Here is a 25518-nt window from a genome sequence, read left to right on the forward strand (position 1 = left end):
ATTAATTCATATCGAATTTTTGACAAAAAAACCGCGCTCGAAAAGCGCGGTTTTTGATGTAGACGGCCCGGCTGCGTGGGCCGGGCGTCGACTTGATTTCAGAGTTTCAGGAGCTTTTCGCCTGGCGTTGCAATTCGAGAGTTTCAAGCTCGTTTTTATAATTGTGGGCATCGCTCTCGTTGTGAAACATGCCGACCAATACGTCTTGCTGATGGACATCCCAGATGTGAATCCCGTGGCCTACCGCCTCGTGGGACATATGCTCATCGTCGCGTTCAGTTACTTTTACAGTCATCTGCTTGCTCCAATCTCTGGTTGATCTGCGGCAAGTCGTCGCAGGCCTCTGTTATATTATTTGTTAGCTTGCTAAGTAAACTGATTTTGCGCGCAATAATTCATTGCAGAAAACGCAACAATCGCGCAGGCCGCTAAACCCGTGGCATTCGGTTGCAGGGGCATGAGTTTTATGACAAAAGTTTCATGTTTGCTTCTAGCAATAAGACCTTTGTCGGCCCTACCACCGCTATCGGGAGCAAGCCCCCTCCCACATTTGAAATGCATTCCACTGTGGGAGGGGGCGTGCTCCCGATAGCGTCATAAGCTTCACAGTAAAATTTCCAGGCAAAAAAAAGCCCCGCATTCAGCGAGGCTCTCTTCCAGCTCATCAGCGCAATCAGCTGCCTTTGACGGCCTTACCGTCAACGGTGCCATCCTGCAGCATGATGTTGTATTCCTTGCCGTCGGTCTCAACCTGGCGCAGGGCAACCAGAATGCCGCCCTGGTCCTTGGCAAACCACATCTGCGTGATGCGCTTGCTCTGGGAGGGATCACGTACGCGTTCAACCTTGATCGCGTCAATGGAGCCTACCTTGGTCTGAACCTTTTCCGGGCCAATCACACGGAAGTCATAGGTATCGACATCAGTACCTTCGGCCACTCGGTAGCTCATGCTCTTCTTGCCGGCAGCCACGTCGCGCTGAAGGGCGAGCTGATACGTGGACTTGTCGAGCATGCCGCTTTCGAGGGTGACGTTGACCGGATCCTTGTTTTCAAAGCCGGTGATTTTCTTGTTCGCCTGGTCGAAATCCAGGTTGATCTTCTTAGCCTTGCCCAAACCGCCGCGCTCGAAGCTGTAGCTCTTGGGTTGCAGGGTGTCCTTGTCGAACAGGATCACGCTGGTTTCGGTCAGGCTGGCAATCATCATCGAGGCCTTGAAGTTCAAGGTCCAGGTGCCGTCGCCGTTTTTGGTCAGGCTGCGTTCAGCCGAACCACTCATGGGCAGTTGCTTCCAGTCGGCGGTGTAGCTGACGGAGAAAGGGTGAAGGTCTGCCGCTTGTACGGCAGGCAAAGCGAACAGCGCAAAAGCGAAGAGCAGGGCGCGACGCATAAAATCTCCTAGGTTCGAATCAAGTGGCCGCTGGCCGCGAGTAACTGACCGTCCAATAATGCACCCTGGTCACCAAGAATCAACCGTCCCTCGGCAAACCAGCGAACAGCCAGCGGGTAAATCCTGTGTTCCTGGGTATGAACCCGTTGCGCAAGCGTCTGCGCCGAGTCGCCTGACTCTACCGGAACCACTGCCTGTACGACCAGAGGCCCGCCATCGAGTTCCTCGGTGACAAAGTGCACGCTGCAGCCATGCTCGCTGTCGCCGGCGTCGAGGGCGCGCTGATGGGTGTGCATGCCTTTGTACTTGGGCAGCAGGGAAGGGTGGATATTGAGCAGGCGCCCTTCGTAGTGCCGCACGAAATCAGCACTGAGGATGCGCATGAAGCCGGCAAGCACGACGAGCTTGGGTTTGAAGGCGTCGATCAGTTCGACCAGGGCGCGGTCGAAGGCCTCGCGGCCGTCGAACGCCTTGTGATCCAGCGAGCGGGTGTCGATACCCGCGTCCCTGGCGCGTTGCAGGCCGTAGGCGTCGCTGCGGTTGGAAATCACCGCAGCGATGCGCACCGGGCTGTCGCCGCTGCGCGTGCTATCGATCAGGGCCTGCAAGTTACTGCCGGTGCCGGAGAGCAGCACCACGACATCACAGGTTGCAGGCATCAGTGCGCCTTAAGGTTCTTCAGTTCAACCTGGGCTGCGCCTTCTGGAGCAGTGGCGATCTGGCCGATGACCCAAGGTTGCTCGCCGGCTTCACGCAATACGTTCAGCGCGGTTTCAACGTGCTCTTGCGCCACGCAGATGACCATGCCCACGCCGCAGTTCAGCACGCGGTGCATCTCGGTTTCGTTGACGTTGCCTTTCTCTTGCAGCCAATCGAAGACTGCCGGGCGCTGCCAGCTGGCCACGTCGACAATCGCCTGAGCGCCTTTTGGCAGGACGCGCGGGATGTTGTCCAGCAGACCGCCGCCGGTGATGTGGGCCATGGCCTTGACGGCGCCGGTGTCCTTGATCAGCTTGAGCAGTGGCTTGACGTAAATGCGGGTCGGGGCCATCAGCAGGTCGGTCAGAGGCTTGCCGTCGAGCTGGATGTTCTCGATGTCGGCGCCGGACACTTCGATGATCTTGCGGATCAGCGAGTAACCATTGGAGTGCGGGCCGGACGATGGCAGGGCGAGCAGGGCGTCGCCGGCAGCCACTTTGGAGCCGTCGATGATCTCGGCTTTTTCCACGACGCCGACGCAGAAACCGGCCAGGTCGTAGTCTTCGCCTTCGTACATGCCTGGCATTTCAGCGGTTTCGCCGCCGACCAGCGAGCACCCCGACAGTTCGCAGCCGGCGCCGATGCCGGTGACCACCTGGGTTGCGGTTTCGACATTGAGCTTGCCGGTGGCGTAGTAGTCGAGGAAGAACAACGGCTCGGCGCCGCACACCACCAGGTCGTTGACGCACATGGCAACCAGGTCGATGCCGATGCTGTCGTGCTTGTTCAGGTTCAGGGCCAGGCGCAGCTTGGTGCCTACTCCGTCGGTGCCGGACACCAGTACAGGCTGCTTGTAGCCGGCCGGGATTTCGCAGAGGGCGCCAAAACCGCCCAGGCCGCCCATGACTTCAGGGCGCGCAGTGCGCTTGGCGACGCTCTTGATGCGTTCGACCAATGCTTCACCGGCGTCGATGTCTACACCGGCGTCCTTGTAGCTCAGGGAGGGTTGCTTGCTCATGATCCAGGCCTTTAGGGGGGGATTCAGGGGTAACGACCGAGCGGGCGGGCGCTTTTTAAAAAGGCCGCTGCCGTTGACGGTCTGCGAAGGCGCGCGATTTTATCAGGCTTGAAGGGCAGCGGCCATCCTCGGGCCGACGGGCAGGGCCATATAGATTAAAAAAGCCGGTTAAAAAATGCTGATCGGCTCTGCCAAGCGGCGTATTAAGGTATAGCCTTGAACCCGCTATCGTTATGACAGTACAAAAACTTACCGAGGCCCTGTGAATGTTTTGCCGGGTGCTGTGGTCACAGCCTGGCTAAACCGATTCACGCGGTCTGTTCCAGCCGCTAAATTTGTCGTTCGGGAATCTTCCATGCGTCTGTGTAAATTCTTCTTTGTGGGCTGTTTGTCGTTGGTCAGCCTGGCGAGTCATGCCGAAACCCTCAATGGCCTCTATCAAGTGCTCGAACCGGTCAGCAGCCAGTCGCCCCAGGAGCGTGACCAGGCCACCCAGCGCGCCGTGCAGACTCTGGTGATTCGCCTCACCGGCGACGCCAAGGCCGCCGATGGCCCGGGCCTGGCGGCAATCCGCAAGGACCCGCAACAAATCATCACCCAATATGGCTACGACGCGGGCCCGCCCGAGAGCCTGCAAGTGGACTTCGACCCGGTCAGCACCGACCGCGCCTTGCGTGATGCCGGCCTGTCGATCTGGGGCAGTAATCGGCCGTCGATTCTCGGTTGGTGGCTGAACGATTCCACCGAAGGCAGCAGCCTGGTCGGCGATGGCCAGGCGGTTGCCCAGACACTGCGCCGCGCCGCGCAACACCGTGGCTTGCCGTTGCGCCTGCCGCTGGGCGACCTGGATGAGCAAGTGGTTGCCACTGCACCGAATCTGGAAAGCGCGGACGCTGCGCCCTTGCGTGCAGCCTCCGAGCGCTACGGAGCCGATGCGTTGCTGGCTGTGCATGCGCGCCAGGAAGGTAGTCAGTGGCAGGCCAAATGGCGTCTGTGGCTGGGCGATAAGTCTGAGCAAGGCACCGTCCAAGGCGCTGATACTGCCGCACTGGCAGATGCTGTATTGCTGGAGGTCAGCCAAAAGCTGGCGCCGCGCTTTGCGGTCAAGCCTGGTGTGAGCAGCGAGCAGCTGCTGGAAGTGCAAGGCATGAACCTGGAGCGCTACGCCGTCCTGGGCCGGTTGCTGGAGCCCTTTGGCGGTCAGCCGCAGTTAGTGGATGGCAATCGCATTGTGTATCGCGTCAACGGCAGTGCCGAGCAGCTGCGTACCCAATTGAGCCTGGCCAAGTTGCAGGAAATTCCCGCAGGTGAAACCCCGGCCCAGCAACCTGTGGTCGATGGCACGCAACCGGCTGCTGTACCTGAGCCTCAGGCGCAACTGCGGTTTCGTTGGTAAATAGTGCTCCTTCTTCTATATAGAAGAAGGGCGTCGATAATAGATGGAGTGGTTTATGGCGGATACGCGTCGTTGGGTGTGGCTTGGCGGGATAGTCCTGCTGTGCGGTTTTGTGTTCTTGCTGCATTCGATTCTGACGCCGTTTCTGGTGGCGCTGTTGCTCGCCTATCTGTTCGATCCCGTGGTGGATCGCCTGGAAAAAGCCGGTATGTCGCGTACTTTGGGCGTGGTCACGGTGTTCGCACTGTTCACGCTGATTATCACGGCGCTGGTGTTGATACTGGTGCCGATGCTGGCCAAGCAGCTGTTTCGCCTCTACGAGCTGGCGCCGCAGATGCTCGACTGGTTGCAGCACACGGCAATGCCGTGGGCCCAGTCCAAGTTCGGGTTGGCGGATGGGTTCTGGAAGTTCGACAAGGTCAAGGCGGCCATCAGCGAGCATATGGACAAGACCACCGATATCGTCACGGTGGTGCTCAGCCAGGCAACCGCTTCGAGCCTGGCGCTGATCGGCTGGTTGACCAACCTGGTGCTGATCCCGGTGGTGGCGTTTTACCTGCTGCGTGATTGGGACATCATGATGGCCAAGATCCGCAGCCTGCTGCCCCGTGACCGTGAAGAACGCATCGTCTCCCTTGCTGCAGAATGCCATGAAGTACTGGGGGCATTCGTTCGCGGTCAGTTGCTGGTGATGCTGGCGCTGGGGGTGATCTACGCAGCTGGCTTGATGGCCATCGGCCTGGAGCTGGGGCTGTTGATCGGCTTGATCGCAGGCCTGGCAGCCATCGTGCCGTATATGGGCTTTGTGATTGGTATCGGTGCGGCGCTGGTGGCCGGTCTGTTCCAGTTTGGCGGCGACCTCTACCCAATGCTGGGGATTGTCGCGGTGTTCATGGTCGGCCAGGCATTGGAAGGCATGGTGCTGACGCCGTTGCTGGTAGGCGATCGGATTGGCCTGCACCCGGTGGCGGTGATCTTTGCGATCCTGGCGGGTGGCGAGTTGTTCGGGTTTACCGGCATTCTGCTGGCGCTGCCGGTGGCGGCGGTGATCATGGTGCTGGTGCGTCATGTTCACGACTTGTACAAGGATTCGGACGTGTATACGGGCGTTGATGAGCCCGAGTTGTAATCGCAATGTCACAAACCCGGCCAAGGCCGGGTTTGTTGTTTGTGGTGCAGGGTGCGTCAAACAATCCGCGTGAAACCGCCAAGTTAACGCAAACCTTTGATTTTGCTTGTGGTCTGCTGCATTGTGCACCCGGCGTCACGGGTATAAACTTTGCAAACTTTACACAGAGGCCACTAACGGTTCGATGGGAGCCGTTCAGTCAGCATGAAACCGATTCAGCTGCCCCTAGGTGTGCGTCTGCGTGATGACGCTACCTTTATCAATTACTACCCAGGCGCCAATGCCGCTGCACTCGGCTATGTGGAGCGGCTTTGCGAAGCCGACGCCGGGTGGACTGAAAGCCTGATCTATCTGTGGGGCAAGCATGGCGTGGGGCGTACCCACCTGTTGCAGGCCGCGTGCCTGCGTTTCGAACAGATGGGCGAGCCGGCAGTGTATTTGCCCCTGGCCGAGTTGATGGACCGCGGCATCGGCATCTTCGACAACCTTGAGCAATACGAACTGGTGTGCCTGGACGACTTGCAGGCGGTGGCCGGCAAGGCGGATTGGGAAGAAGCGCTGTTTCACCTGTTCAACCGCCTGCGCGACAGCGGTCGTCGTTTGCTGATCGCCGCTTCCACATCGCCTCGTGAGCTGCCGGTGAAGCTGGCCGACCTCAAGTCGCGCCTGACCCTGGCGCTGATCTTCCAGATGCGCCCGTTGTCCGATGAGGACAAGTTGCGTGCCCTGCAGCTGCGTGCTTCCCGACGTGGCCTGCACCTGACCGACGAAGTCGGGCACTTTATCCTGACTCGTGGCACCCGCAGCATGAGCGCGCTGTTCGATTTGCTTGAGCAGCTTGACCAGGCTTCGTTGCAGGCGCAAAGAAAATTGACGATTCCTTTTCTGAAAGAAACGCTGGGTTGGTAAGGCGTTGATTTGCCACTAATCGGCATTTTACGGGCGCCAGAAAACCTGCGTTTGAGCCCAGCGGGCCACGCAAGTGCAGTGATAAATGGAATTACGGCTTAGATGGCATAGTCCAAACAATAAGTCACATAGATCACGATTGAATTTGCAAATCGATGTGATAGAGGGCATAGTCTCGGCTTCTTTACACATCAGCCACGGTCGTGCCCATGCTAAATCGCTTCGCACCCCTCGTGCCTCTCGCACTCGTTACCCTATTGTTTGGTTGCGCCTCCCACCCTCAACAGGTGGCAGAACAGCCCAAACCACAGGTTCAAAATCAGGCCAAGTTCGTTGCTGCACAGTCTGCTTCTGTTTATGAAGAAGAGATGGCAACCGAAAAAGAACTCGCCGAGTTTTCAGACAGCAAGCCTTACCAGCTGCCCCTTCTGGCCGACAGCATTCTTGAACGCGGCAAGTCCCTGATCGGTACTCGTTACCGTTTTGGCGGCACCTCTGAAGCCGGTTTCGATTGCAGCGGTTTCATCGGTTATCTGTTTCGTGAAGAAGCTGGCATGAACCTGCCTCGCTCCACCCGCGAAATGATCAACGTGGATGCACCGTTGGTCGCACGCAACAACCTCAAGCCGGGCGATCTGCTTTTCTTTAGTACCAGTGGTCGTGGTCGTGTCAGCCACGCCGGTATCTACCTGGGCGATAACCAGTTTATCCACTCCAGCAGCCGCCGCAGCGGTGGTGTTCGGGTCGATAACCTGGGCGACAGCTACTGGAGCAAAACCTTCATCGAAGCCAAGCGCGCACTCGCCATGGCCCCGACTACGGTTACCGCTAGTAAGTAAAGTTAAAGTGATACTTGAAGTTTGACGTGTAAGCGCTAGAATCCCTGGACATTGTTGTTATCCGTTCGCGCGAGCTTTGCTTGCGCGTTCTGGTTTTCAACGTTCGGCAGCGAAAGCCGCATCCAGACCAGGATTGTTCTGCACATGTCGACCTCGGCCCGCCTGATGCTCATTGTTTGCGCCGCGCTGCTCAGCGCCTGCGCCAGCCGTCCACCGCCGCCCGCGCCTGTAGCGGTCAAGCCCAAGCCGGTATTCAACTACGCCACCCAGAATTTTTCGCCTGCTGCCGAAGACGTGCTCTTCCGTGCGCTGGGCCTGGTCGGCACGCCTTATCGCTGGGGCGGCAACACACCGGATTCGGGGTTTGATTGCAGTGGCCTGATCGGCTTTGTGTTCCGCGACGCCGCCGGCATTTCCCTGCCGCGCACCACCCGCGAACTGATCGTGATGCGTGGCCAGGACGTCAGCGAGCAGAACCTGCAAACCGGTGACTTGCTGTTCTTCGCCACAGGCGGTGGTTCACGGGTCAGCCATGCGGGAATCTATGTCGGGGAAGGGCGCTTTGTGCATGCGCCGCAAACCGGCGGTACGGTTAAGCTCGACACGCTATCCAAAGCGTATTGGCAGAATGCCTACCTGAGTGCCAAGCGGGTTTTACCGGGGAATCTGGCACGCAACCCTTGAGTCGTACATAGATCCAGTGTGGGAGGGGGCTTGCCCCCGATAGTGGTGTAACAGTCGGCACGTACTCAGCTGACAGACCTCAATCGGGGGCAAGCCCCCTCCCACATTATTTGCAATGCTCTTGAGATGGGTTACTTGGCTGCAGAAACCCGCCACACCTTATTGCCCACATCATCAGCCACCAGCAAATCACCCTGCTGATCAATCACCACGCCCACCGGCCGGCCCATGGCTTTCTCGTCGCTGTTGAGAAACCCCGTCAGCACATCCACCGGCTGTCCTTTCGGCTGGCCCTCTTCAAACGGCACAAAAATCACCTTGTAGCCACTATGCGGCTTGCGATTCCACGAACCATGCTGGCCGATAAACGCGCCGTTGCTGAATTGCGTAGGCAACTTGCTGCCCTCGGCGAAGGTCAGCCCCAGTGAAGCGGTGTGCGGGCCTACCGCGTAGTCTGGCGCGATGGCTTTGGCAACCAAGTCCAGGTTTTGCGGCGTGACGCGAACATCCACATGCTGGCCGTAATAGCTGAAGGGCCAGCCATAGAAGCCGCCATCCTTGACCGAGGTGATGTAGTCCGGCACCAGGTCGCTGCCGATTTCATCGCGCTCATTGACCGCCGTCCACAGCTTGCCGCTCTGTGGTTCCCAGGCCATGCCATTGGGGTTACGCAGACCGGAGGCAAAAATGCGGTGTTGGCCGGTGGCGCGATCGACTTCCCAGATTGCAGCTCGGCCTTGCTCGACGTCCAGGCCGTTTTCGCCAACGTTGCTGTTGGAGCCGACGCTCACATACAACTTGCTGCCATCCTTGCTGGCCACCACGTTTTTCGTCCAGTGGTGGTTCAAGGGGCCACCTGGCAACTCCACGACTGTTGTGCCTGGGGATGTGATTGCGGTTTCACCTGGCTGATAAGGAAAACGCAGTAACTTGTCCGAGTCCGCCACGTACAGGTCGTTGCCCACCAGTGTCATGCCAAACGGCGAATTCAGATTTTGCAGAAATACCGTACGCGTTTCGGCCACGCCGTCATGATCGGCATCGCGCAACAACGTAATGCGGTTCGGGCTCGGCACACCGGCACCGGCGCGGCCCATGACTTTTTCCATCACCCAACCCCGCACGCCTTTGGTGTCGTCTGGCTTGGGTGGCGCATTGGTCTCGGCCACCAACACGTCGCCGTTGGGCAGTACGTAGAGCCAGCGTGGATGCTCCAGGCCCTCGGCGAATGCGGCCACTTGGGTGCCGGCGGCAGCCGTTGGCTTGGCGCCTTCAGGCCAACCGATCGCCGGGGCGATGTTGACGGTGGGAATCAGCGTCTTGTTCGGCTCCGGCAGTTTGGGCGAGGGCCCGGTGCCATCGGAGACTTGCAAGGTAGAGCTTTCGCCGCAGGCGGCGAGGCTGCCGGTGAGCATGATCAGTAAGGCCAGTCGGGTTTTAGGCATGGTTTTCTCCTTGATACCTGTAAGGGTAGAGAAGCACGCTGTACGGATGGTTCAAGTACAAGGCCAGCTTTAATTGACGCTCCACCCCCAACCCACTAACCTTCGCGGCTTGTTCCAGGTGCTCTGTGGCGTGCGCGTCGACAGGGTGAAACAGGGAAGCCGGTGAGCGAGCGCACTTGTACACAGTGCTGCCGCGATTCCGGCGCTGCCCCCGCAACGGTAAATGAGTCAAGACGGTGCTGTTTGCCACTGTATCGCCCGCGATATGGGAAGGCGCGCCCTCGGCTGCTTCGACAAGACGCGCCACTCATGAGTCCGGAGACCGGCCTTGAACATTCAACAGCATCACGGTGGGCGATGCTTGGCTGTCTGTTTTTTCTTTTTCCTGCCCGCCGTTTTTGTCCAGCCCCAACGGAGAGCTGCCATGACCGATTCCCCCGACCGCGACGAACGCCACCTGGCGCGCATGTTGCGCAAAAAAGCCGTGATCGACGAGCGCATCGCCAATTCGCCGAATGAGTGCGGCTTGTTGCTGGTATTGACCGGCAACGGCAAAGGCAAGAGCAGTTCGGCCTTCGGCATGTTGGCCCGCGCCATGGGCCACGGCATGCAGTGCGGTGTGGTGCAGTTCATCAAGGGCCGCAACAGCACAGGCGAAGAGCTGTTCTTCCGGCGCTTCCCCGAGCAAGTTCGCTTCCACGTCATGGGCGAAGGCTTCACCTGGGAAACCCAGGATCGTCAACGCGATATCGCCGCCGCCGAAGCAGCTTGGGCGGTGTCGCGGGCAATGCTCAATGACCCTTCCATTGGCCTGGTGGTGCTGGATGAACTGAACATCGCTCTCAAGCACGGCTACCTCGACCTGGACCAGGTACTAAGCGACCTGCAAGCCCGCCCGCCGATGCAGCATGTGGTGGTCACTGGCCGTGGTGCCAAGCCTGAATTGATCGAAATGGGCGACACCGTCACCGAAATGGGCATGCTCAAGCACGCGTTCCAGGCCGGTATCAAGGCACAGAAGGGCGTTGAACTTTGAATCAGCCCCGCCAATGCCCAGCCGTCTTGATCGCCGCTCCGGCGTCCGGCCAAGGCAAAACCACGGTCACCGCTGCGCTGGCCCGTTTGCATCGCAACCTGGGGCGCAAGGTGCGCGTGTTCAAATGCGGGCCGGACTTTCTCGACCCGATGATCCACGAGCGCGCCAGCGGTGCGCCGGTGTATCAATTGGACATGTGGATGGTGGGCGAGCAGGAAAGTCGTCGTTTGCTGTGGGAGGCGGCGGGGGAGGCCGACCTGATCCTGATCGAAGGCGTGATGGGGCTGTTCGACGGCACCCCCTCCAGCGCCGACTTGGCGCGGCACTTCGGCGTGCCAGTGCTGGGGGTGATCGACGGGACTGCCATGGCCCAGACCTTTGGTGCCCTAGCCCTGGGCCTGGCGCGCTATCAGCCCGACCTGCCGTTCGCCGGCGTGCTGGCCAACCGTGTCGGCACCCTGCGCCATGCCCAGTTGCTCGAAGGCAGCCTCACGGAGGGCTTGCGTTGGTACGGCGCGTTATCCCGCGAGACCGGTATCGAACTGCCGAGCCGCCACCTGGGCCTGGTACAAGCCAGCGAACTCAATGACCTCGATGTACGCCTGGATGCTGCCGCCCAGGCATTGGACAGTAGCTGCGAAGTGGCCCTGCCGCCGCCCGTGACCTTTGCCGCGCCCGAAGTGATCAAGGCCGAACCGTTACTTGCCGGTGTGCGTATCGCCGTCGCCCGTGACGAAGCCTTTGCCTTTACCTATGGCGCCAGCCTGGATTTGCTGCGGGCCATGGGTGCCGAGCTTGAGTTTTTCTCACCTATCCATGATCGCCAACTGCCGCAGGCAGACAGCCTTTACCTGCCAGGCGGGTATCCGGAACTGCACCACCAGGCGCTGTCGGCAAACACCTCGATGCTGGAGGCCATCCGTGCTCATCACGCCGCCGGCAAGCCACTGCTCGCCGAATGTGGCGGCATGCTCTATCTGCTCGATTCGCTGACGGATGTAGAGGGCGCCCGAGCCGAACTGGTTGGCGTGCTGCCAGGCGATGCGGTGATGCAAAAGAAACTCGCGGCACTGGCCCTGCAAAGTGTCGAATTGCCGGAAGGTACGTTGCGCGGGCACACCTATCACCACTCCTTGACCAGCACCGCATTGGCGCCGATCTCCCGTGGCCTGAGCCCTAACGGCGGGCGCGGGGCTGAAGCGGTTTACCGACAAGGGCGGCTGACCGCTTCCTACGTGCACTTTTATTTTCCGTCGAATCCTGGCGCGGTGGCCGCGTTGTTCGCGCCAGACCTTGAAACCGCTATCGCAGGCAAGCCAGCTCCCACAGTTGACCGAGTTGAAACCCAATCCAATGTGGGAGGGGGCTTGCCCCCGATGAGGCCATGACTGACAACGCCTTCCCCGAGGCCGACCGCCAGGCCGTATACCGCGCCATCGCCGAACGCCGCGACATGCGCCACTTCACCGGCGGCAGCGTCACCCCGGAACTGTTGCACCGCCTGCTCCAGGCCGCGCACCAGGCACCCAGTGTAGGCCTGATGCAACCGTGGCGTTTTATCCGCATCAGCGACCGCTCATTGCGCAGGCAGATTCAACAGTTGGTGGAAGAAGAGCGCGCGCGCACCGCGCAGGCCCTGGGCGAGCGCTCCGATGACTTCATGAAGCTCAAGGTCGAAGGCATCAGCGACTGCGCCGAGGTGCTGGTGGCTGCACTGATGGATGATCGCGAGCGCCACATCTTCGGGCGCCGCACCTTGCCGGAAATGGACATGGCGTCTCTATCTTGCGCAATCCAGAACCTGTGGCTGGCGGCGCGCGTGGAAGGCCTGGGCATGGGCTGGGTGTCGCTGTTCGAACCCCTGGCGTTGGCCGAACTGCTGGGCTTGCCAGCCGGCGCGAAACCCCTGGCCGTACTGTGCCTGGGGCCGGTGGCTGAGTTCTACCCGGCACCGATGTTGCAGCTCGAAGGCTGGACCGAGCCGCGGCCGCTGAGTGACATGCTGTATGAAAACAAGTGGGGAGTGAGTCAATGAGTGTGGCCTTGCTGTGTGTCGCTGCGGTGGCGCTGGATGCGCTGCTGGGTGAACCCAGGCGCTGGCATCCGCTGGTGGCGTTCGGCAACTTCGCCGGGCGCATCGAGCAGCGTTTCAATAGCGGTGGGCGTGGCTGGCGCAGCCATGGCGTGACCGCGTGGTTTATCGCAGTGGTGCCTCTGACCTTGCTGGCCACCGCGTTATCGTGGGCGCCTTATATCGGCTGGCTCCTGGAAATCCTGGCGTTGTACTGCGCCTTGGGCATGCGCAGCCTGGGCGAGCATGTGACGCCGGTGGCCCAGGCCCTGCGCAGCGATGATCTGGATGAGGCACGCAAACGCGTGAGTTACCTCGTCAGTCGCCAGACCAGCGAACTGGACCGCACCGAAGTTGCGCGCGCCGCAACCGAGTCGGTGCTGGAGAACGGCAGCGATGCGGTATTCGCCGCATTGTTCTGGTTTGTGGTGGCGGGCGTGCCAGGCGTGGTGCTTTATCGCCTGAGCAACACCCTCGACGCCATGTGGGGCTATCGCAACGAGCGCTTTGAGCGTTTTGGCTGGGCGGCTGCAAAGATCGACGATGTGCTCAACTACATTCCTGCGCGGCTGGTGGCCTTGACCTACGCGCTATTGGGCAAAACCCGCCTGTCTCTCAAATGCTGGCGCACCCAGGGCCCGACGTGGGACAGCCCTAACGCCGGTCCGGTGATGGCTGCCGGTGCCGGTGCGTTGGGCGTCGAACTCGGTGGCGCAGCGATTTATCACGGCGAGGTGCATCAGCGCCCGCAGTTGGGCGAAGGCCCGCCGGCCGATGCCGACTCCATTGATCGTGGCTGGCACTTGGTGCAGCGCGGCGTATGGTTGTGGCTGCTGGTCTTGTGCGTAGGGGCGCAAATCTATGCTTGAACACGGTGGTCGGCTGCGAAAGGCCGCGATTGAATACGGGATTGCCGAAGCGGATTGGCTTGATCTGTCCAGTGGCCTGGCGCCCTGGCCGTGGCCGATTCCCGAGATCCCGCTGCGTGCCTGGGCCCGCTTGCCGGAAACCGATGACGGCCTGGAGAGGGCCGCCTGCGAGTATTACGGCGCCGCCCAGTTGTTACCGGTGCCGGGCTCCCAGGCCGCGATCCAGTTATTGCCGCGCCTGCGCCGCTCCGGCAAGGTCGGCGTGCTTTCGCCTTGCTATGCCGAGCACGCCGAAGCCTGGCGCCGCGCCGGTTATGTGGTGCGTGAAGTGCAGGAGCAGGAGGTCGACTTCTTTCTCGACAGCCTCGATGTGCTGGTGGTGGTCAACCCCAACAACCCCACGGGCCTGAGCCTGCCCCCGCAACGCTTGCTGGACTGGCACGCGCGGCTGGTCCAGCGCGGGGGCTGGCTGGTGGTGGACGAAGCGTTCATGGACGTGACCCCCGATTCAAGCCTGGCGAGCCATGCCGATCAGGTCGGTTTGATCGTACTGCGCTCGTTCGGCAAGTTTTTCGGCCTGGCCGGTGTGCGCCTGGGCTTTGTGCTGGCCGAACGCAAGTTGCTCAAGTTGCTGGCCGAACAGGTCGGGCCCTGGGCAGTCAGCGGGCCGACGCGGGTATTGGGCCAAGTGTGCCTGCGCGATACGGATGGGCACACCCGCCAGCGCAATCGATGCATCGAAGCGGGCCAGCGCTTGTTCGAACTGCTTGAGCGCAGAGGCTTTCAACCTCACGGCGGCTGCGCATTGTTCCAGTGGTTGATCACGCCTCATGCCGAGCGCCTGCACGAATTCATGGCCCAGCGCGGCATCCTGCTGCGCCTGTTTGTGCACGACAGCAGCGTACGTTTCGGCTTGCCCGACACCGAAGCCGACTGGTTGCGGCTGGGCGAGGCTTTGGCCGCATACAAGGAAGCCACATGAGTACACTGATGGTGCAGGGCACAACCTCCGACGCCGGCAAGAGTACCCTGGTGACCGCGCTATGCCGTTGGCTGGTGCGCCAGGGTGTCGCGGTGGTGCCGTTCAAGCCGCAGAACATGGCGCTCAACAGCGCGGTGACGGCCGAAGGCGGCGAGATCGGCCGCGCCCAGGCAGTGCAGGCCCAGGCCGCCAACCTGGCACCCCACACCGATATGAACCCGGTGCTGCTCAAGCCCAACAGCGACACCGGCTCGCAAGTGATCATCCACGGTCGCGCCGTGACCAGCATGAACGCCGTGGCCTATCACGACTACAAAGCCATTGCGATGCAGGCGGTGCTGGCTTCCCACGCACGTTTGAGCCAAGCCTACCCGGTGGTGATGGTCGAAGGCGCGGGCTCCCCGGCCGAGATCAACCTGCGCGCCAATGACATCGCCAACATGGGTTTCGCCGAAGCGGTGGATTGCCCGGTGCTGTTGATCGCCGATATCAATCGCGGCGGCGTGTTTGCCCATCTGGTCGGTACCCTGGAATTGCTGTCGCCCAGCGAGCAGGCACGGGTCAAGGGCTTCATCATCAACCGTTTTCGCGGTGATATCGCGCTGTTGCAGCCTGGCCTGGATTGGCTGGAGGCGCGCACCGGCAAGCCGGTTGTCGGCGTGTTGCCCTACGTGATGGACCTGCACCTGGAGGCGGAAGACGGCATCGACCAGCGCCAGATCGACAAGGCCGCCCACGTGCTCAAGGTGGTGGTGCCGGTGTTGCCGCGTATCAGCAATCACACTGACTTTGACCCGCTGCGCCTGCATCCTCAGGTGGATTTGCAGTTTGTCGGGCCGGGCCAGGCGATGCCTGCGGCTGACCTGGTCATCCTGCCTGGCTCCAAAAGCGTACGCAGCGATCTGGCCTTCTTGCGCGCCAATGGCTGGGATGCGGCCGTGGCGCGGCATCTGCGTTATGGCGGCAAGGTGCTGGGGATTTGCGGCGGTTTGCAGATGCTGGGTGAGCAGGTGCATGACCCGCTTGGGCTGGAGGGTGTGGCCGGGTCCAGTGCCGGCCTCGGGCTGCTGGCGTTTACCACAACGCTGGAGGAGCAGAAGCAACTGCGCAATGTGCGCGGACGCTTGGTGCTCGAAGATGCTGAAGTGAGTGGGTATGAGATTCACGCGGGTGTGACATCAGGCGATGCCCTGCTCAGCGCTGCGGTGCTGCTGGAGGATGGTCGCAGCGATGGCGCGCTGAGTGCTGATGGGCAGATTCTCGGCACCTACCTGCACGGGCTGTTCGAAACACCGGCGGCGTGCAGTGCCTTGCTGCGGTGGGCCGGATTGCAGGAGGTGCAAGAGGTGGATTATCACGGGTTGCGCGAGCGTGATATCGAACGGTTGGCGGACTTGGTGGAGAACCACCTGGATACGGATTTATTGCGTCGATTGTGCGGGATTTGACGGCATGTATAGGACGCAAATGTGGGAGGGGGCTTGCTCCCGATAAGTGCTTTACAGTCACTGAGGTATCGACTGATACACCTTAATCGGGAGCAAGCCCCCTCCCACAATGGATGGTATCAATCGCAATTTTTTCGGCTGGCTGGAAAAGGTATTTGCTCATGTATCAATTAATCCTCGGCGGTGCCCGTTCGGGCAAGAGTCGCCTGGCTGAAAAGCTCGCCTGCGACAGCGCTTTGCCGGTCACTTATATCGCCACCAGCCAACCGCTGGATGGTGAAATGAATCAGCGGGTGGCGCTGCATCGCGAACGTCGCCCGGATCATTGGGGGCTGATTGAAGAACCCATCGAGCTGGCGCATGTGCTGCGTGAAAACGCCGCTACCGACCGCTGCCTGTTGGTGGACTGCCTGACGTTATGGCTGACCAATCTGCTGATGCTCGACGATAGCGATCGTCTGGTGTTCGAGCGCGATCAACTGCTGCAAACCCTGGCCTCGCTGCCGGGTGAAATCATTTTTGTCAGCAACGAGACCGGTCTGGGTGTCGTGCCGCTGGGCGAATTGACTCGCCGCTATGTGGATGAAGCCGGTTGGCTGCATCAAGCCTTGGCCGAGCGGTGTCAGCGTGTGGTGTTGACGGTTGCCGGCCTGCCCCTGACTTTGAAAGGTACTGCGTTATGACGGACTCCTGGTGGCTCAACCCCTGCAAGGCCATTGATACTGCGGCCCATGAACAGGCGCTGGCGCGTCAGCAACAATTGACCAAGCCCGCCGGTTCCCTCGGCCAGCTGGAAGCGCTGGCGGTGCAGCTGGCGGGTTTGCAGGGCCAGGTCAAGCCGTCGGTGGAGCAACTGTGGATCGCGATTTTTGCCGGTGATCACGGTGTGGTCGCCGAAGGCGTGTCGGCATTTCCTCAGGAAGTGACCGGGCAGATGTTGCATAACTTCGTCACCGGTGGTGCGGCGATCAGCGTGTTGGCGCGGCAACTGGATGCGCAGCTGGAAGTGATTGATCTTGGCACGGTGACGCCCTCGCTGAATTTGCCCGGCGTGCGTCATGTGAATATCGGCGCTGGCACGGCCAACTTCGTCGATGGCCCGGCGATGACCCAGGCTCAAGGGCTGTTGGCATTGCAAGCCGGCCGAGACAGCGCGCACCGCGCTCTGGAACGCGGTGCGCAGGTGTTTATCGGCGGCGAGATGGGTATCGGCAATACCACCGCGGCCAGCGCGTTGGCCTGTGCATTGCTGGATTGCCAGGTGAGCGACCTGACTGGCCCGGGTACAGGTTTGAATGCTGCGGGCGTCAGCCACAAGGTCGCGGTCATCGAGCGCGCTTTGGCGCTGCATGCCGGGCAACGGGGTGATGCGTTGCAAACGCTGTTCAATCTCGGCGGTTTTGAAATTGCCGCGTTGGTTGGCGCTTACCTGGCCTGTGCGCAGGCAGGTATCGTGGTGCTGGTGGATGGGTTTATCTGCAGCGTTGCCGCGCTGGTGGCGGTGCGCTTGAACCCGGCGTGCCGCGAATGGCTGGTGTTCGGGCATCGCGGTGCCGAGCCGGGCCATCGCCATGTGTTGCACAGCCTGGATGCCGAACCGCTACTGGAACTGGGCTTGCGCCTGGGCGAAGGCAGCGGCGCGGCGCTGGCGGTGCCGTTGTTGCGTTTGGCCTGTGCGTTGCACGGGCAGATGGCAACCTTCGCCGAAGCGGCCGTGGCAGATCGCCCCGCATGACCTTGCACCTGGACCTGCTGCGCCACGGCGAAACCGAGCTGGGCGGCGGCCTGCGCGGCAGCCTGGACGATGCCTTGACCGCCAAGGGCTGGGCGCAGATGCGAGCCTCGGTGGTGGGGCAGGGGCCATGGGATCGGTTGATCGGCTCACCGTTGCAACGCTGCGCCTTGTTTGCCCAGGAGCTGGGAGCACAGCTCGGCCTGCCGGTCAGCCTTGAGCCGGCTTTGCAAGAACTCCACTTCGGTGCCTGGGAAGGCCAGAGCGCCGCGGCGCTGATGGAGACCGATGCCGAAGGGCTGGGTTTGTTCTGGGCCGATCCCTACGCGTTCACGCCGCCCCAAGGCGAGCCTGTCAGTGCATTTTCCGAGCGGGTGCTCGGCGCGGTGTCACGCCTGCATCAGGCTTACGCCGGCCAGCGCGTGTTGTTGGTCAGCCATGGCGGCGTGATGCGCCTGCTGCTGGCCCGGGCGCGTGGGATGCCGCGCGAGCAACTGCTGAACGTCGAGGTCGGCCACGGCGCGCTTTTCAGCCTGCAGGTCGGTGCCGACGGCGTACTGAAAGAAGGATCGTGACGATGTTGCCGTTCTGGATCGCCCTGCAATTTCTCAGCTGCCTGCCGATCCGCTTGCCGGGTATGCCGCAGTCTCAGGAGCTAGGCCGTTCGTTACTGTTTTATCCGCTGGTGGGACTGCTGTTCGGTCTATTGCTGTGGGGGTTGAACCTGGTATTGATGGGCGCGCCCTTGCTGCTGCACGCCGCGCTGTTGCTGACGGCCTGGGTGCTGCTCAGCGGTGGCCTGCACCTGGATGGCCTGGCGGACAGCGCCGATGCCTGGTTGGGTGGCTTTGGTGATCGCGAGCGCACCCTCAGCATCATGAAAGATCCGCGCAGCGGGCCGATTGCGGTGGTTACCCTGGGCTTGGTGCTATTGCTCAAGTTCAGCGCGTTGGTGGCCTTGATCGAGCAGCATAATGGCGCCGCCCTGATCCTGGCGCCGTTGATCGGACGGGCTTCGATGCTGGCGCTGTTTCTTACCACGCGCTATGTGCGGGTAGGAGGGTTGGGCCAGGCCTTGTCGGACTACTTACCGCGGATTGTCGGCCAGCAGGTGCTGATCCTCAGCGGATTGACCTGCATCCTGATCGGTGGTTTCAACGGCGGTATTGCGGTGTTGCTGGCGGCGCTGTGCTTTATGGGGCTGCGTCACTTGATGATCAGGCGCCTTGGCGGTACCACGGGCGACACGGCAGGCGCGCTATTGGAGCTACTGGAAGTCGCTGTCCTGGTCGGGTTGGTGCTGTAACGCTTTCTTGCAATTCCTTAACTCCGGGTATATACACGCTCTATGCTTGCTTCCCAATGTTTATGCACCAACCTGCGACGCGCCGCCCGTGGCGTCAGCAGGCATTACGACGGCGCTCTCGACGGCTTCGGGATCAACGTCGCCCAGTATTCTTTGCTGTGTAACCTGCAGCGCCTTGACCAACCGAGCATTTCCAGCCTGGCCGAAGCCATGGGCCTGGATCGCAGCACCCTGGGGCGCAACCTGCGTGTTCTGGAGGGCGAGGGGTTGGTGCAATTGGTCGAGGGCGATGACCTGCGAAACCGCCTTGTGCTGTTGACTGAAAGTGGCCAGCAGCGATTGGCCGCCGCGTTGCCGGCATGGGAAGCGGCGCAACAGAAACTGATTGATAAGCTCGGCGCTGAAAAGCGCGAAACCTTGTTGGCCTTGCTGGATGAACTCGCCTGAACGGCGGTTTGTTCGACTACAAGCGGGTATATACCCGCGAGCGGAGAATAAAAAATGACCTCGATGTGGCGCACCAGCGGTTGGATCCTTGTGGGGAGTGCGCTGATCCTGGCGTTGTCCTTGGGCGTACGGCATGGCTTCGGCCTGTTTCTGGCGCCGATGAGCAGCGAATTCGGCTGGGGGCGTGAGACCTTCGCCTTCGCCATTGCCTTGCAGAACTTGATCTGGGGCCTGGCGCAGCCGTTTACCGGCGCCTTGGCCGACCGTTTCGGCGCAACCAGAGCGGTGTTTGTCGGCGGCGTGTTGTACGCCGTGGGCCTGGTGCTGATGGGGATGTCCGACTCCGCGTGGTCATTGTCCCTGAGTGCAGGCTTGCTGATTGGCATCGGCCTGTCCGGTACCTCGTTTTCAGTGATTCTCGGTGTGGTCGGTCGCGCCGTACCGCCGGAAAAACGCAGCATGGCCATGGGCATTGCCAGCGCCGCCGGGTCCTTCGGCCAGTTCGCCATGGTGCCCGGCACCCTCGGCTTGATCGGTTGGCTGGGCTGGTCCGCAGCGTTGCTGGCGTTGGGCTTGATGGTGGCGTTGATCCTGCCGCTGGTTGCCATGCTCAAGGACCGGCCGTTGCCGGTCACGGTCGGTCAGCAAACCCTGCGCGAAGCGTTGAAGGAAGCCTGCTCTCACTCCGGGTTCTGGCTGCTGTCTTTCGGTTTTTTTGTGTGCGGGTTCCAGGTTGTGTTTATCGGTGTGCACTTGCCGGCGTACCTGGTCGACCAACATCTGCCGGCCACGGTGGGCACCACGGTGCTGGCCTTGATCGGTCTGTTCAATGTGTTCGGCACCTATACCGCTGGCTGGCTGGGCGGGCGCATGTCCAAGCCGCGCTTACTGACCGGCCTGTACCTGCTGCGGGCGGTGGTGATTGTGTTGTTCCTGTGGGCGCCAGTCACTGAAGTGACGGCCTATCTGTTTGGCATGGCGATGGGGTTTCTGTGGTTGTCCACCGTGCCGCTGACCAACGGCACCGTCGCGACGTTGTTTGGCGTACGCAACCTTTCGATGCTCGGCGGGATTGTGTTCCTGTTCCATCAACTCGGTTCGTTCCTCGGCGGTTGGCTGGGCGGGGTAGTCTATGATCGAACCGGCAACTACGATTTGATCTGGCAGGTGGCGATTCTGCTCAGCCTGCTCGCCGCGGCCTTGAACTGGCCGGTGCGTGAGCGGCCAGTGGCGCGTGTGCAGGCGCAGATGGAGGCGGCATGAGGGTAGCGGTGCGCTTGATGGTGATGGCGGCAGGGTTGCTTCTGTTGCTACTGGCCTGGTGGGGTTGGCAGCAAGGAGGCCTGGCGTTGATGCAACTGGGCATGGCGATCTGTTAAGTTCAATGCCTGAACTGACTCAAGGACTTTGATCATGTTGATGCGCTGGCTCGCTGTACCCGTCCTCATGGCTGTTGGCAGCGTGGCCATGGCCGCCAGCTGCCCGTCGCTGCTTACGGGCCAATTGCCCAAACTGCGGGCCAAGGAATCCATTGACCTGTGCCAGCAATTCGCTGGCAAACCCTTGGTGATCGTCAATACGGCGAGCTTCTGCGGCTTTGCCCCGCAGTTCAAGGGCCTGGAAGGCTTATATCAACGCTATAAGGGCGAAGGCCTGGAAGTAATTGGCGTGCCGTCCGATGACTTCAAGCAGGAAGCCAAGACCGGGGAGGAGACCGCCAAGGTCTGCTACGTGAATTATGGCGTGACCTTCACCATGACCGAGCCGCAGAAGGTCAAGGGGCCGGATGCGGTGCATCTGTTCAAGGTCCTTGCCGAGCAGGCCGACGCGGCGCCGAAGTGGAACTTCTACAAGTACGTGGTTGACCGCCAGGGCAATGTTGTCGCCAGCTTTTCCAGCCTGACCAAGCCGGACAGCCCGGAGTTGATCAAGGCGGTCGAGCAGGCGATAGCATCCAAACCCTGATAACCAGCCACTGAAAAGCCCCGCCTCCTTCACAGGAGAGCGGGGCTTTTTTATACGGTCGCGGTTTAGAACTTGTAGGTCATGCCCAGGCCGAAACCGTTGGCACTGTTTTCATACTTGGCGTTGTAGCTGGCCAATTGGTTGGAGCGCGAAACCTTGACGTCTTCTTCCTTCAGGTAGGAGTAGGCCAGGTCGATGGTCATGTTCGGCATGACCTCGTAGCCCAGGCCCAGGCTGAAGATCGTGCGGTCGCCGGTCGGGATGCGTGGCGAACGATCCGTGTTGTTGGTAGGCGACTGGTCGAAAGTCAGGCCGGTACGCAACACCACTTGCTTGGTGAGCTGATACGAAGTACCCACGGCATAGGCCCAGGTATCGTGCCAGTTCTGGTCTTCCTTGATAGTGCCTACCAAGGCAGGGGCGAGCGCGCCGCCTGTTGCGCCGGACACGCCGTCGTTCTTGACGGTGATGTCTTTCAAGCGGCTCCAGCGTGTCCAGGTTGCACCTGCATACAGCTTCCAGGCGTCAGTCAGGTCTTGGGTCACCGACAGGTCGTAGGACTCAGGCGTATCGATCTTCAGCGACGCATCGTAGCGATTGCTGCGCAGGGCGGCAGCGGTCGCGGCTGGTGCGGTGACTTCGGTGTGGCCGTCCAGCTTGTAGCTGACCTTGGAGTGATAGGTCAGGCCGACGCGGGTGGTATCGGTGGCTTGTACCAGCACGCCGATGTTGAAGCCCAGCGCGGTGTCGTCACCCTTGATCTTGATGTTGGTGTCTGGCGCGCGAGCGTTCAGCGTCAGGTCTGATTCCAGGGTGCCGGCGATGCGGTTGATGGTCGGGCCAAAACCAACGGAAACACGGTCGTTGAAGGCGTAGCTGACCGTTGGCTGGAAGGTGATGACTTTCACTTCACTCTTGCTGCCAAAGCCACGGCCCTGGAAGCCGCTTTCGTAGTCGGTTACCAGGCCGAACGGTGCATAGACACCGAAGCCGACAGCCCACTGATCGTTTAGTTTATTGGTGTAGAAACCGAAAGGGACGGCGGTGAATGGCACCATGTCGCCTTTGTTGCTGCCGCGGGAGCGGCCGCTGACGTCGCTGATATCAGTAGAAGCATCAATGGCTGCAACGCCGCCGGTGATCTGTTGACCTTCCAGGCGTGCCATACCGGCAGGGTTGCCGAACACAGTGCTTGCATCATCGGCAGAAGAAGATCGACCTGCAAAACCAGTACCCATCCCGCTGACGCTCTGTTCGTTCAGGGCAAAGCCGCTGGCGAATAGTTGGGAGGATGCCATGGCAACGGCGAGGCTAAGTGTGGTCTTGAGCATTACTTTTTTCATTATTAGAACTCCGAGGTGATCACCGCAGCGGAAAGTAACAATAAATTTGCGATCGCGCTATAGGGTGTAATGCAGGAGATAGAGCGGTTTTGTAGGACAATCCGACCAGATTCGCTGTTTTTTGCCGAATCTTGCAATTTACCCGGTCAGCAGATCACCTGTTTCATGGCTGGAACACAGGTTTGCCAGGCTTGGGTGAAATCCCGCAGCCGACCTTGAGGGTGGAATATTTCTTTCCAGATACGCGCCATGGCCAATACGTCGCCTGGGGCGGGGAGTGCTGGGCGATGTTGTTCTACCAGCAGCCAGGCGATTGCCGTGGCGTATCGCAGGTTTACCGTCAACTCCAACTGGGGCGCACTCAGAAACGCATGTTGGCTGGCCAGCCCGCGCACCAGGCTTGCGCGTTCCGGGTCCAGCGCCAGGTATTCGTCCCAGAGGGCACGGTGGCGGGGTTCAGTGATGCTATAGAGGCCATGGCCGCGCCGATCATGCAGGGCCGACCCCAGTTCTGACTGGCTGGCGGCGATCCCCAGTAACAAGGACTCGGCTGTTGGGTTATGGCAGCCGAGGTAGGTCAAGGTCGGCCTGATCACATAACGACACAATTCGCTGGCGGCAATACCCATACAAGCCTCAGTCCATAAATGGGGTTGACGAGCCTGAGAAGGAGGGCTTGGCAGCGGTGAATCGGATCTCAGGCCCGTCGCAAGCGGACGATGCCGCTTGAGTTGAAGTGTAGTGTCATATTCATGATGTAAAGGACTGTTTTTAAAACATCTTATCTATTCAGTTATAACGTTTATATCTATCGGTGCTTAGTAAATACCGGCCCGCGCCAAATTTCAGGCAATAAAAAACCCTGTTTTTCAGACAGGGTTTTTGTTTTCAGCGACTCGGTCGATCAGGCAGTCAGTGCCTGACGGGTACGCTCGATCACGGCCTGCAGCGGTTCTGCGCTGGAGTATTGATCGGGGTACAGGCGTTCGCTGTGACGAGCGATACCGTGTTCATTGACCAGGGTGAAGCTGAAGCAGCCTTTGCGAGCGGCCATGATCAGGCAGTTCATTGGGGCAAAAGCGTTAGTGAGGGTGCGAATGGCATCCTGAGTGTGGATTTGAGCGTTCATATTATTGGTGTTCCTACAAATGACACGGATAAGAACCGTGCAACGTTAAAACGTTCCAGTAACGCTGATTACCATTGATCAAACGAAGAACCTGACTGGAACAAAGCAGCCAGTTTGAAGCGCTGATAATTTAGGCGCGCTTGGGCTGGCAGGTAGGTACTTAGGAGGGCAGGCAACACAACAGGGGCAAAGGTTCTGGGCCCGGGGTGAAGATCCTGATCAATTTGCAGGTTGGTTCGGTCAGAGTATGTAAACTTCGCGACACCCTTTGCTTGTTCAAAGGCAGTGTCGTCGCAAGCGATACCTGGAAACCATCGAGGTGGTCGATCCCGTGTGGTTCAGGGGACTTGTTCGACCAGAATTGACTTTCAGCTTGGTACTAACGCCGCGGATAGTAACGGAATGAAGCAGGGAAGGGAAGGGGGTTGGCAAAAAACTTTAATCAGCCGCCGAGCAGTCCACGATAGACCAATACGGTCACAGACGCAGCCAGGGCGCAGCCCAGTGCGTAAGCGGCGAGCGTCAGGCGCAAGGACTGGCCGGTCTCGATCAGTTTCATGACCTCGTGAAGATCATTGATCCGGCCGTCACTCAGTTCGATGCACAGGCTCGCGGCGGTAAAGGCGGCCGAGAGCAAAATCGCGATAGCGAACAACGCGCCGTCCGGAGAGGGTAGCGCTGCATTGATTCCCAACGATGTCGCGCAGATGGCCAACAGCAGCATGGCGAAAAGCAGAATTCCTTTCATCGGCCCTACAGAGTTGCGTTGACGGTGGCGCAGTGTGGCGAGCCGGGACAGATTTGAAAAGCCCCCGGGTTTGTCCTGGCAGTAACATGTTTAACGCGTGTTGAATCAAAAAACGCCGGCGATATAACCCTTGAATAGTTACTTGTGCACATTGGTTGCGGCATGTGTAACCCTCCTGCCACTCACCGCGAAGGGCGCCCATTTGCCTGTAATCAAAATTTAAGTCAATGAAAAATCTGGCTTTTTTTTATTGGTGAAAAAATCGTCAGTTTGACCGGGGGCCCCGTTCCATGGGCCTTTGCGCGAGTTCAAGGAGGGTTGTCCACTGAGTTATCCACAGCTTCTGTGGATTGTCCCAAGCGCTTGCTCTAGGACGGGCGTGCAGGTTTTTTTCAGCTTTACCTGTACGAAAAAAAGAGTAGAGTGGCGCGCCTTCCGTTCTGTCCCACAGTGCTTTATGAAGTTTCGCTCAGTATCACCTTCTGTTACCGACACTACTCAAACTGTTACCGCACCCAAGCGTTTTGCCTTGAAGGTCGCTCTGTGGCTGCTCGACAGCCCGCGTCTGGGCCAGAGTCGCAACGTCAAGCACTTCGCTGGGCGTTTGCTCAAGCAGCCTGCCCGGGAAGGCGTGGTGGCCGCACAGAGTCGTCTCGGCCAGCTGATGTGCCGCGAGTGCGGAAACGCACGTGACCGGCGCATTGGTCATGATCTATTACGCTCGGCCGCTCGCGCCGGCGATCGTCGCGCCCAGAGTGAACTGCGCCAGGTCGAAGACTGAGCTGTCTTCGGGCCCTGTGCTTGGTTACCCTTGATCTTTTTTGGTGATGGCAGAAATGGCTATGGTTTTTGACTGGACCAGTATTGCCTTGGGGCTCGTTGGCGCAGCCGTACCGTTACTGGCGCTGTGCTGGCAGATTCAGCGGCGCTTGAACG

The 25518-nt window shown here is 60.2% G+C and carries 28 protein-coding genes and 1 riboswitch; of the genes, 19 read left to right on the forward strand and 9 right to left on the reverse strand.

Annotation, left to right across the window (positions count from 1 at the left end):
* Positions 1-106: 106 nt before the first annotated feature.
* The 4 genes from E4O98_RS08240 to purM all read right to left on the reverse strand — a co-directional run bounded on the left by E4O98_RS08240 (position 107) and on the right by purM (position 3104).
* On the reverse strand, positions 107-295 hold the full coding sequence (locus E4O98_RS08240; protein ID WP_003193064.1) for a hypothetical protein: 189 nt from the start codon (positions 293-295) through the stop codon (positions 107-109).
* A gap of 378 nt (positions 296-673) precedes the next feature.
* A complete protein-coding gene (locus tag E4O98_RS08245; protein ID WP_032880017.1) occupies positions 674-1387 on the reverse strand; it encodes a DUF3108 domain-containing protein in 714 nt (237 codons plus the stop codon).
* Positions 1388-1395: 8 nt separating this feature from the next.
* Positions 1396-2046: a phosphoribosylglycinamide formyltransferase gene (gene purN, locus E4O98_RS08250; RefSeq protein ID WP_032880020.1), complete on the reverse strand. Its 651-nt coding sequence runs from the start codon at positions 2044-2046 to the stop codon at positions 1396-1398.
* Positions 2046-3104, reverse strand: coding sequence for a phosphoribosylformylglycinamidine cyclo-ligase (gene purM, locus E4O98_RS08255; protein ID WP_005790182.1), 1059 nt, complete (start codon positions 3102-3104; stop codon positions 2046-2048). The genes purN and purM overlap by 1 nt, the downstream gene beginning before the upstream one ends.
* Positions 3105-3459: 355 nt before the next feature.
* Here purM and E4O98_RS08260 point away from each other — a divergent pair, with 355 nt between their 5' ends.
* From E4O98_RS08260 to E4O98_RS08280, 5 genes are all read left to right on the forward strand, one after another.
* A complete protein-coding gene (locus E4O98_RS08260) occupies positions 3460-4500 on the forward strand; it encodes a DUF2066 domain-containing protein (protein WP_248134681.1) in 1041 nt (346 codons plus the stop codon).
* Between the two features lie 55 nt (positions 4501-4555).
* The gene (locus tag E4O98_RS08265; RefSeq protein ID WP_005790179.1) at positions 4556-5629 is read left to right on the forward strand and encodes an AI-2E family transporter; all 1074 of its coding nucleotides are present in this window, start codon (positions 4556-4558) and stop codon (positions 5627-5629) included.
* A gap of 204 nt (positions 5630-5833) precedes the next feature.
* Entirely contained in the window at positions 5834-6538 is a 705-nt protein-coding gene (gene hda / locus E4O98_RS08270; protein ID WP_027603798.1) for a DnaA regulatory inactivator Hda, read from the forward strand.
* Positions 6539-6747: 209 nt separating this feature from the next.
* Positions 6748-7377 (forward strand): NlpC/P60 family protein, encoded by a 630-nt coding sequence (locus E4O98_RS08275; protein ID WP_005790175.1) that lies wholly within the window; start codon positions 6748-6750, stop codon positions 7375-7377.
* 144 nt (positions 7378-7521) lie between these two features.
* Complete coding sequence (locus E4O98_RS08280; protein ID WP_005790173.1) at positions 7522-8061, forward strand: C40 family peptidase; 540 nt, start codon at positions 7522-7524, stop codon at positions 8059-8061.
* A gap of 131 nt (positions 8062-8192) precedes the next feature.
* On the opposite strand, the gene E4O98_RS08285 is transcribed toward E4O98_RS08280, so the two are convergent.
* Positions 8193-9506: a sorbosone dehydrogenase family protein gene (locus tag E4O98_RS08285; RefSeq protein ID WP_216091917.1), complete on the reverse strand. Its 1314-nt coding sequence runs from the start codon at positions 9504-9506 to the stop codon at positions 8193-8195.
* A gap of 99 nt (positions 9507-9605) precedes the next feature.
* A riboswitch (cobalamin riboswitch) is annotated at positions 9606-9852 on the forward strand.
* A 78-nt stretch (positions 9853-9930) separates the two neighbouring features.
* Between E4O98_RS08285 and cobO the strand changes: the two genes are divergently transcribed.
* The 13 genes from cobO (at position 9931) to E4O98_RS08350 (ending at position 21362) form a co-directional block, all read left to right on the forward strand.
* The gene (cobO, locus tag E4O98_RS08290; protein WP_005790169.1) at positions 9931-10542 is read left to right on the forward strand and encodes a cob(I)yrinic acid a,c-diamide adenosyltransferase; all 612 of its coding nucleotides are present in this window, start codon (positions 9931-9933) and stop codon (positions 10540-10542) included.
* The gene (locus E4O98_RS08295; RefSeq protein WP_248134683.1) at positions 10539-11930 is read left to right on the forward strand and encodes a cobyrinate a,c-diamide synthase; all 1392 of its coding nucleotides are present in this window, start codon (positions 10539-10541) and stop codon (positions 11928-11930) included. Before cobO ends, E4O98_RS08295 begins: the two co-directional genes overlap by 4 nt.
* A complete protein-coding gene (bluB, locus tag E4O98_RS08300; RefSeq protein ID WP_078821987.1) occupies positions 11927-12577 on the forward strand; it encodes a 5,6-dimethylbenzimidazole synthase in 651 nt (216 codons plus the stop codon). Before E4O98_RS08295 ends, bluB begins: the two co-directional genes overlap by 4 nt.
* Positions 12574-13482 (forward strand): adenosylcobinamide-phosphate synthase CbiB, encoded by a 909-nt coding sequence (gene cbiB, locus E4O98_RS08305; protein WP_032880032.1) that lies wholly within the window; start codon positions 12574-12576, stop codon positions 13480-13482. The genes bluB and cbiB overlap by 4 nt, the downstream gene beginning before the upstream one ends.
* On the forward strand, positions 13475-14464 hold the full coding sequence (gene cobD, locus E4O98_RS08310; RefSeq protein ID WP_248134685.1) for a threonine-phosphate decarboxylase CobD: 990 nt from the start codon (positions 13475-13477) through the stop codon (positions 14462-14464). The genes cbiB and cobD overlap by 8 nt, the downstream gene beginning before the upstream one ends.
* On the forward strand, positions 14461-15912 hold the full coding sequence (locus E4O98_RS08315; RefSeq protein ID WP_216091915.1) for a cobyric acid synthase: 1452 nt from the start codon (positions 14461-14463) through the stop codon (positions 15910-15912). The genes cobD and E4O98_RS08315 overlap by 4 nt, the downstream gene beginning before the upstream one ends.
* Positions 15913-16073: 161 nt before the next feature.
* Entirely contained in the window at positions 16074-16595 is a 522-nt protein-coding gene (gene cobU, locus E4O98_RS08320) for a bifunctional adenosylcobinamide kinase/adenosylcobinamide-phosphate guanylyltransferase (RefSeq protein ID WP_032880036.1), read from the forward strand.
* Complete coding sequence (cobT, locus tag E4O98_RS08325) at positions 16592-17647, forward strand: nicotinate-nucleotide--dimethylbenzimidazole phosphoribosyltransferase (RefSeq protein WP_032880037.1); 1056 nt, start codon at positions 16592-16594, stop codon at positions 17645-17647. The genes cobU and cobT overlap by 4 nt, the downstream gene beginning before the upstream one ends.
* The gene (cobC, locus tag E4O98_RS08330) at positions 17644-18219 is read left to right on the forward strand and encodes an alpha-ribazole phosphatase family protein (protein ID WP_032880038.1); all 576 of its coding nucleotides are present in this window, start codon (positions 17644-17646) and stop codon (positions 18217-18219) included. The genes cobT and cobC overlap by 4 nt, the downstream gene beginning before the upstream one ends.
* Positions 18220-18221: 2 nt before the next feature.
* On the forward strand, positions 18222-18950 hold the full coding sequence (locus E4O98_RS08335) for an adenosylcobinamide-GDP ribazoletransferase (RefSeq protein WP_248134686.1): 729 nt from the start codon (positions 18222-18224) through the stop codon (positions 18948-18950).
* A gap of 42 nt (positions 18951-18992) precedes the next feature.
* Positions 18993-19397: a MarR family transcriptional regulator gene (locus E4O98_RS08340; protein WP_005790150.1), complete on the forward strand. Its 405-nt coding sequence runs from the start codon at positions 18993-18995 to the stop codon at positions 19395-19397.
* Positions 19398-19460: 63 nt separating this feature from the next.
* Positions 19461-20660 (forward strand): MFS transporter, encoded by a 1200-nt coding sequence (locus E4O98_RS08345; RefSeq protein WP_164365808.1) that lies wholly within the window; start codon positions 19461-19463, stop codon positions 20658-20660.
* Between the two features lie 150 nt (positions 20661-20810).
* Positions 20811-21362, forward strand: a complete 552-nt coding sequence (locus tag E4O98_RS08350) for a redoxin domain-containing protein (protein ID WP_005790144.1) — start codon at positions 20811-20813, stop codon at positions 21360-21362.
* A 65-nt stretch (positions 21363-21427) separates the two neighbouring features.
* Here the strand turns inward: E4O98_RS08350 and E4O98_RS08355 are convergent, their stop codons facing one another.
* The 4 genes from E4O98_RS08355 to E4O98_RS08370 all read right to left on the reverse strand — a co-directional run bounded on the left by E4O98_RS08355 (position 21428) and on the right by E4O98_RS08370 (position 24582).
* Positions 21428-22705, reverse strand: a complete 1278-nt coding sequence (locus E4O98_RS08355; protein ID WP_032880041.1) for an outer membrane protein transport protein — start codon at positions 22703-22705, stop codon at positions 21428-21430.
* Positions 22706-22851: 146 nt separating this feature from the next.
* Positions 22852-23334, reverse strand: coding sequence for a hypothetical protein (locus tag E4O98_RS08360; protein WP_078821982.1), 483 nt, complete (start codon positions 23332-23334; stop codon positions 22852-22854).
* 275 nt (positions 23335-23609) lie between these two features.
* Positions 23610-23834, reverse strand: coding sequence for a hypothetical protein (locus E4O98_RS08365; protein WP_005790139.1), 225 nt, complete (start codon positions 23832-23834; stop codon positions 23610-23612).
* A gap of 442 nt (positions 23835-24276) precedes the next feature.
* A complete protein-coding gene (locus E4O98_RS08370; RefSeq protein ID WP_032880043.1) occupies positions 24277-24582 on the reverse strand; it encodes a hypothetical protein in 306 nt (101 codons plus the stop codon).
* Between the two features lie 457 nt (positions 24583-25039).
* Here E4O98_RS08370 and E4O98_RS08375 point away from each other — a divergent pair, with 457 nt between their 5' ends.
* Entirely contained in the window at positions 25040-25363 is a 324-nt protein-coding gene (locus tag E4O98_RS08375; RefSeq protein ID WP_248134688.1) for a sel1 repeat family protein, read from the forward strand.
* Positions 25364-25518 lie beyond the last annotated feature (155 nt).

This window comes from Pseudomonas sp. W2Jun17, assembly GCF_023127795.1.
GTDB lineage: Bacteria > Pseudomonadota > Gammaproteobacteria > Pseudomonadales > Pseudomonadaceae > Aquipseudomonas > Aquipseudomonas synxantha_A.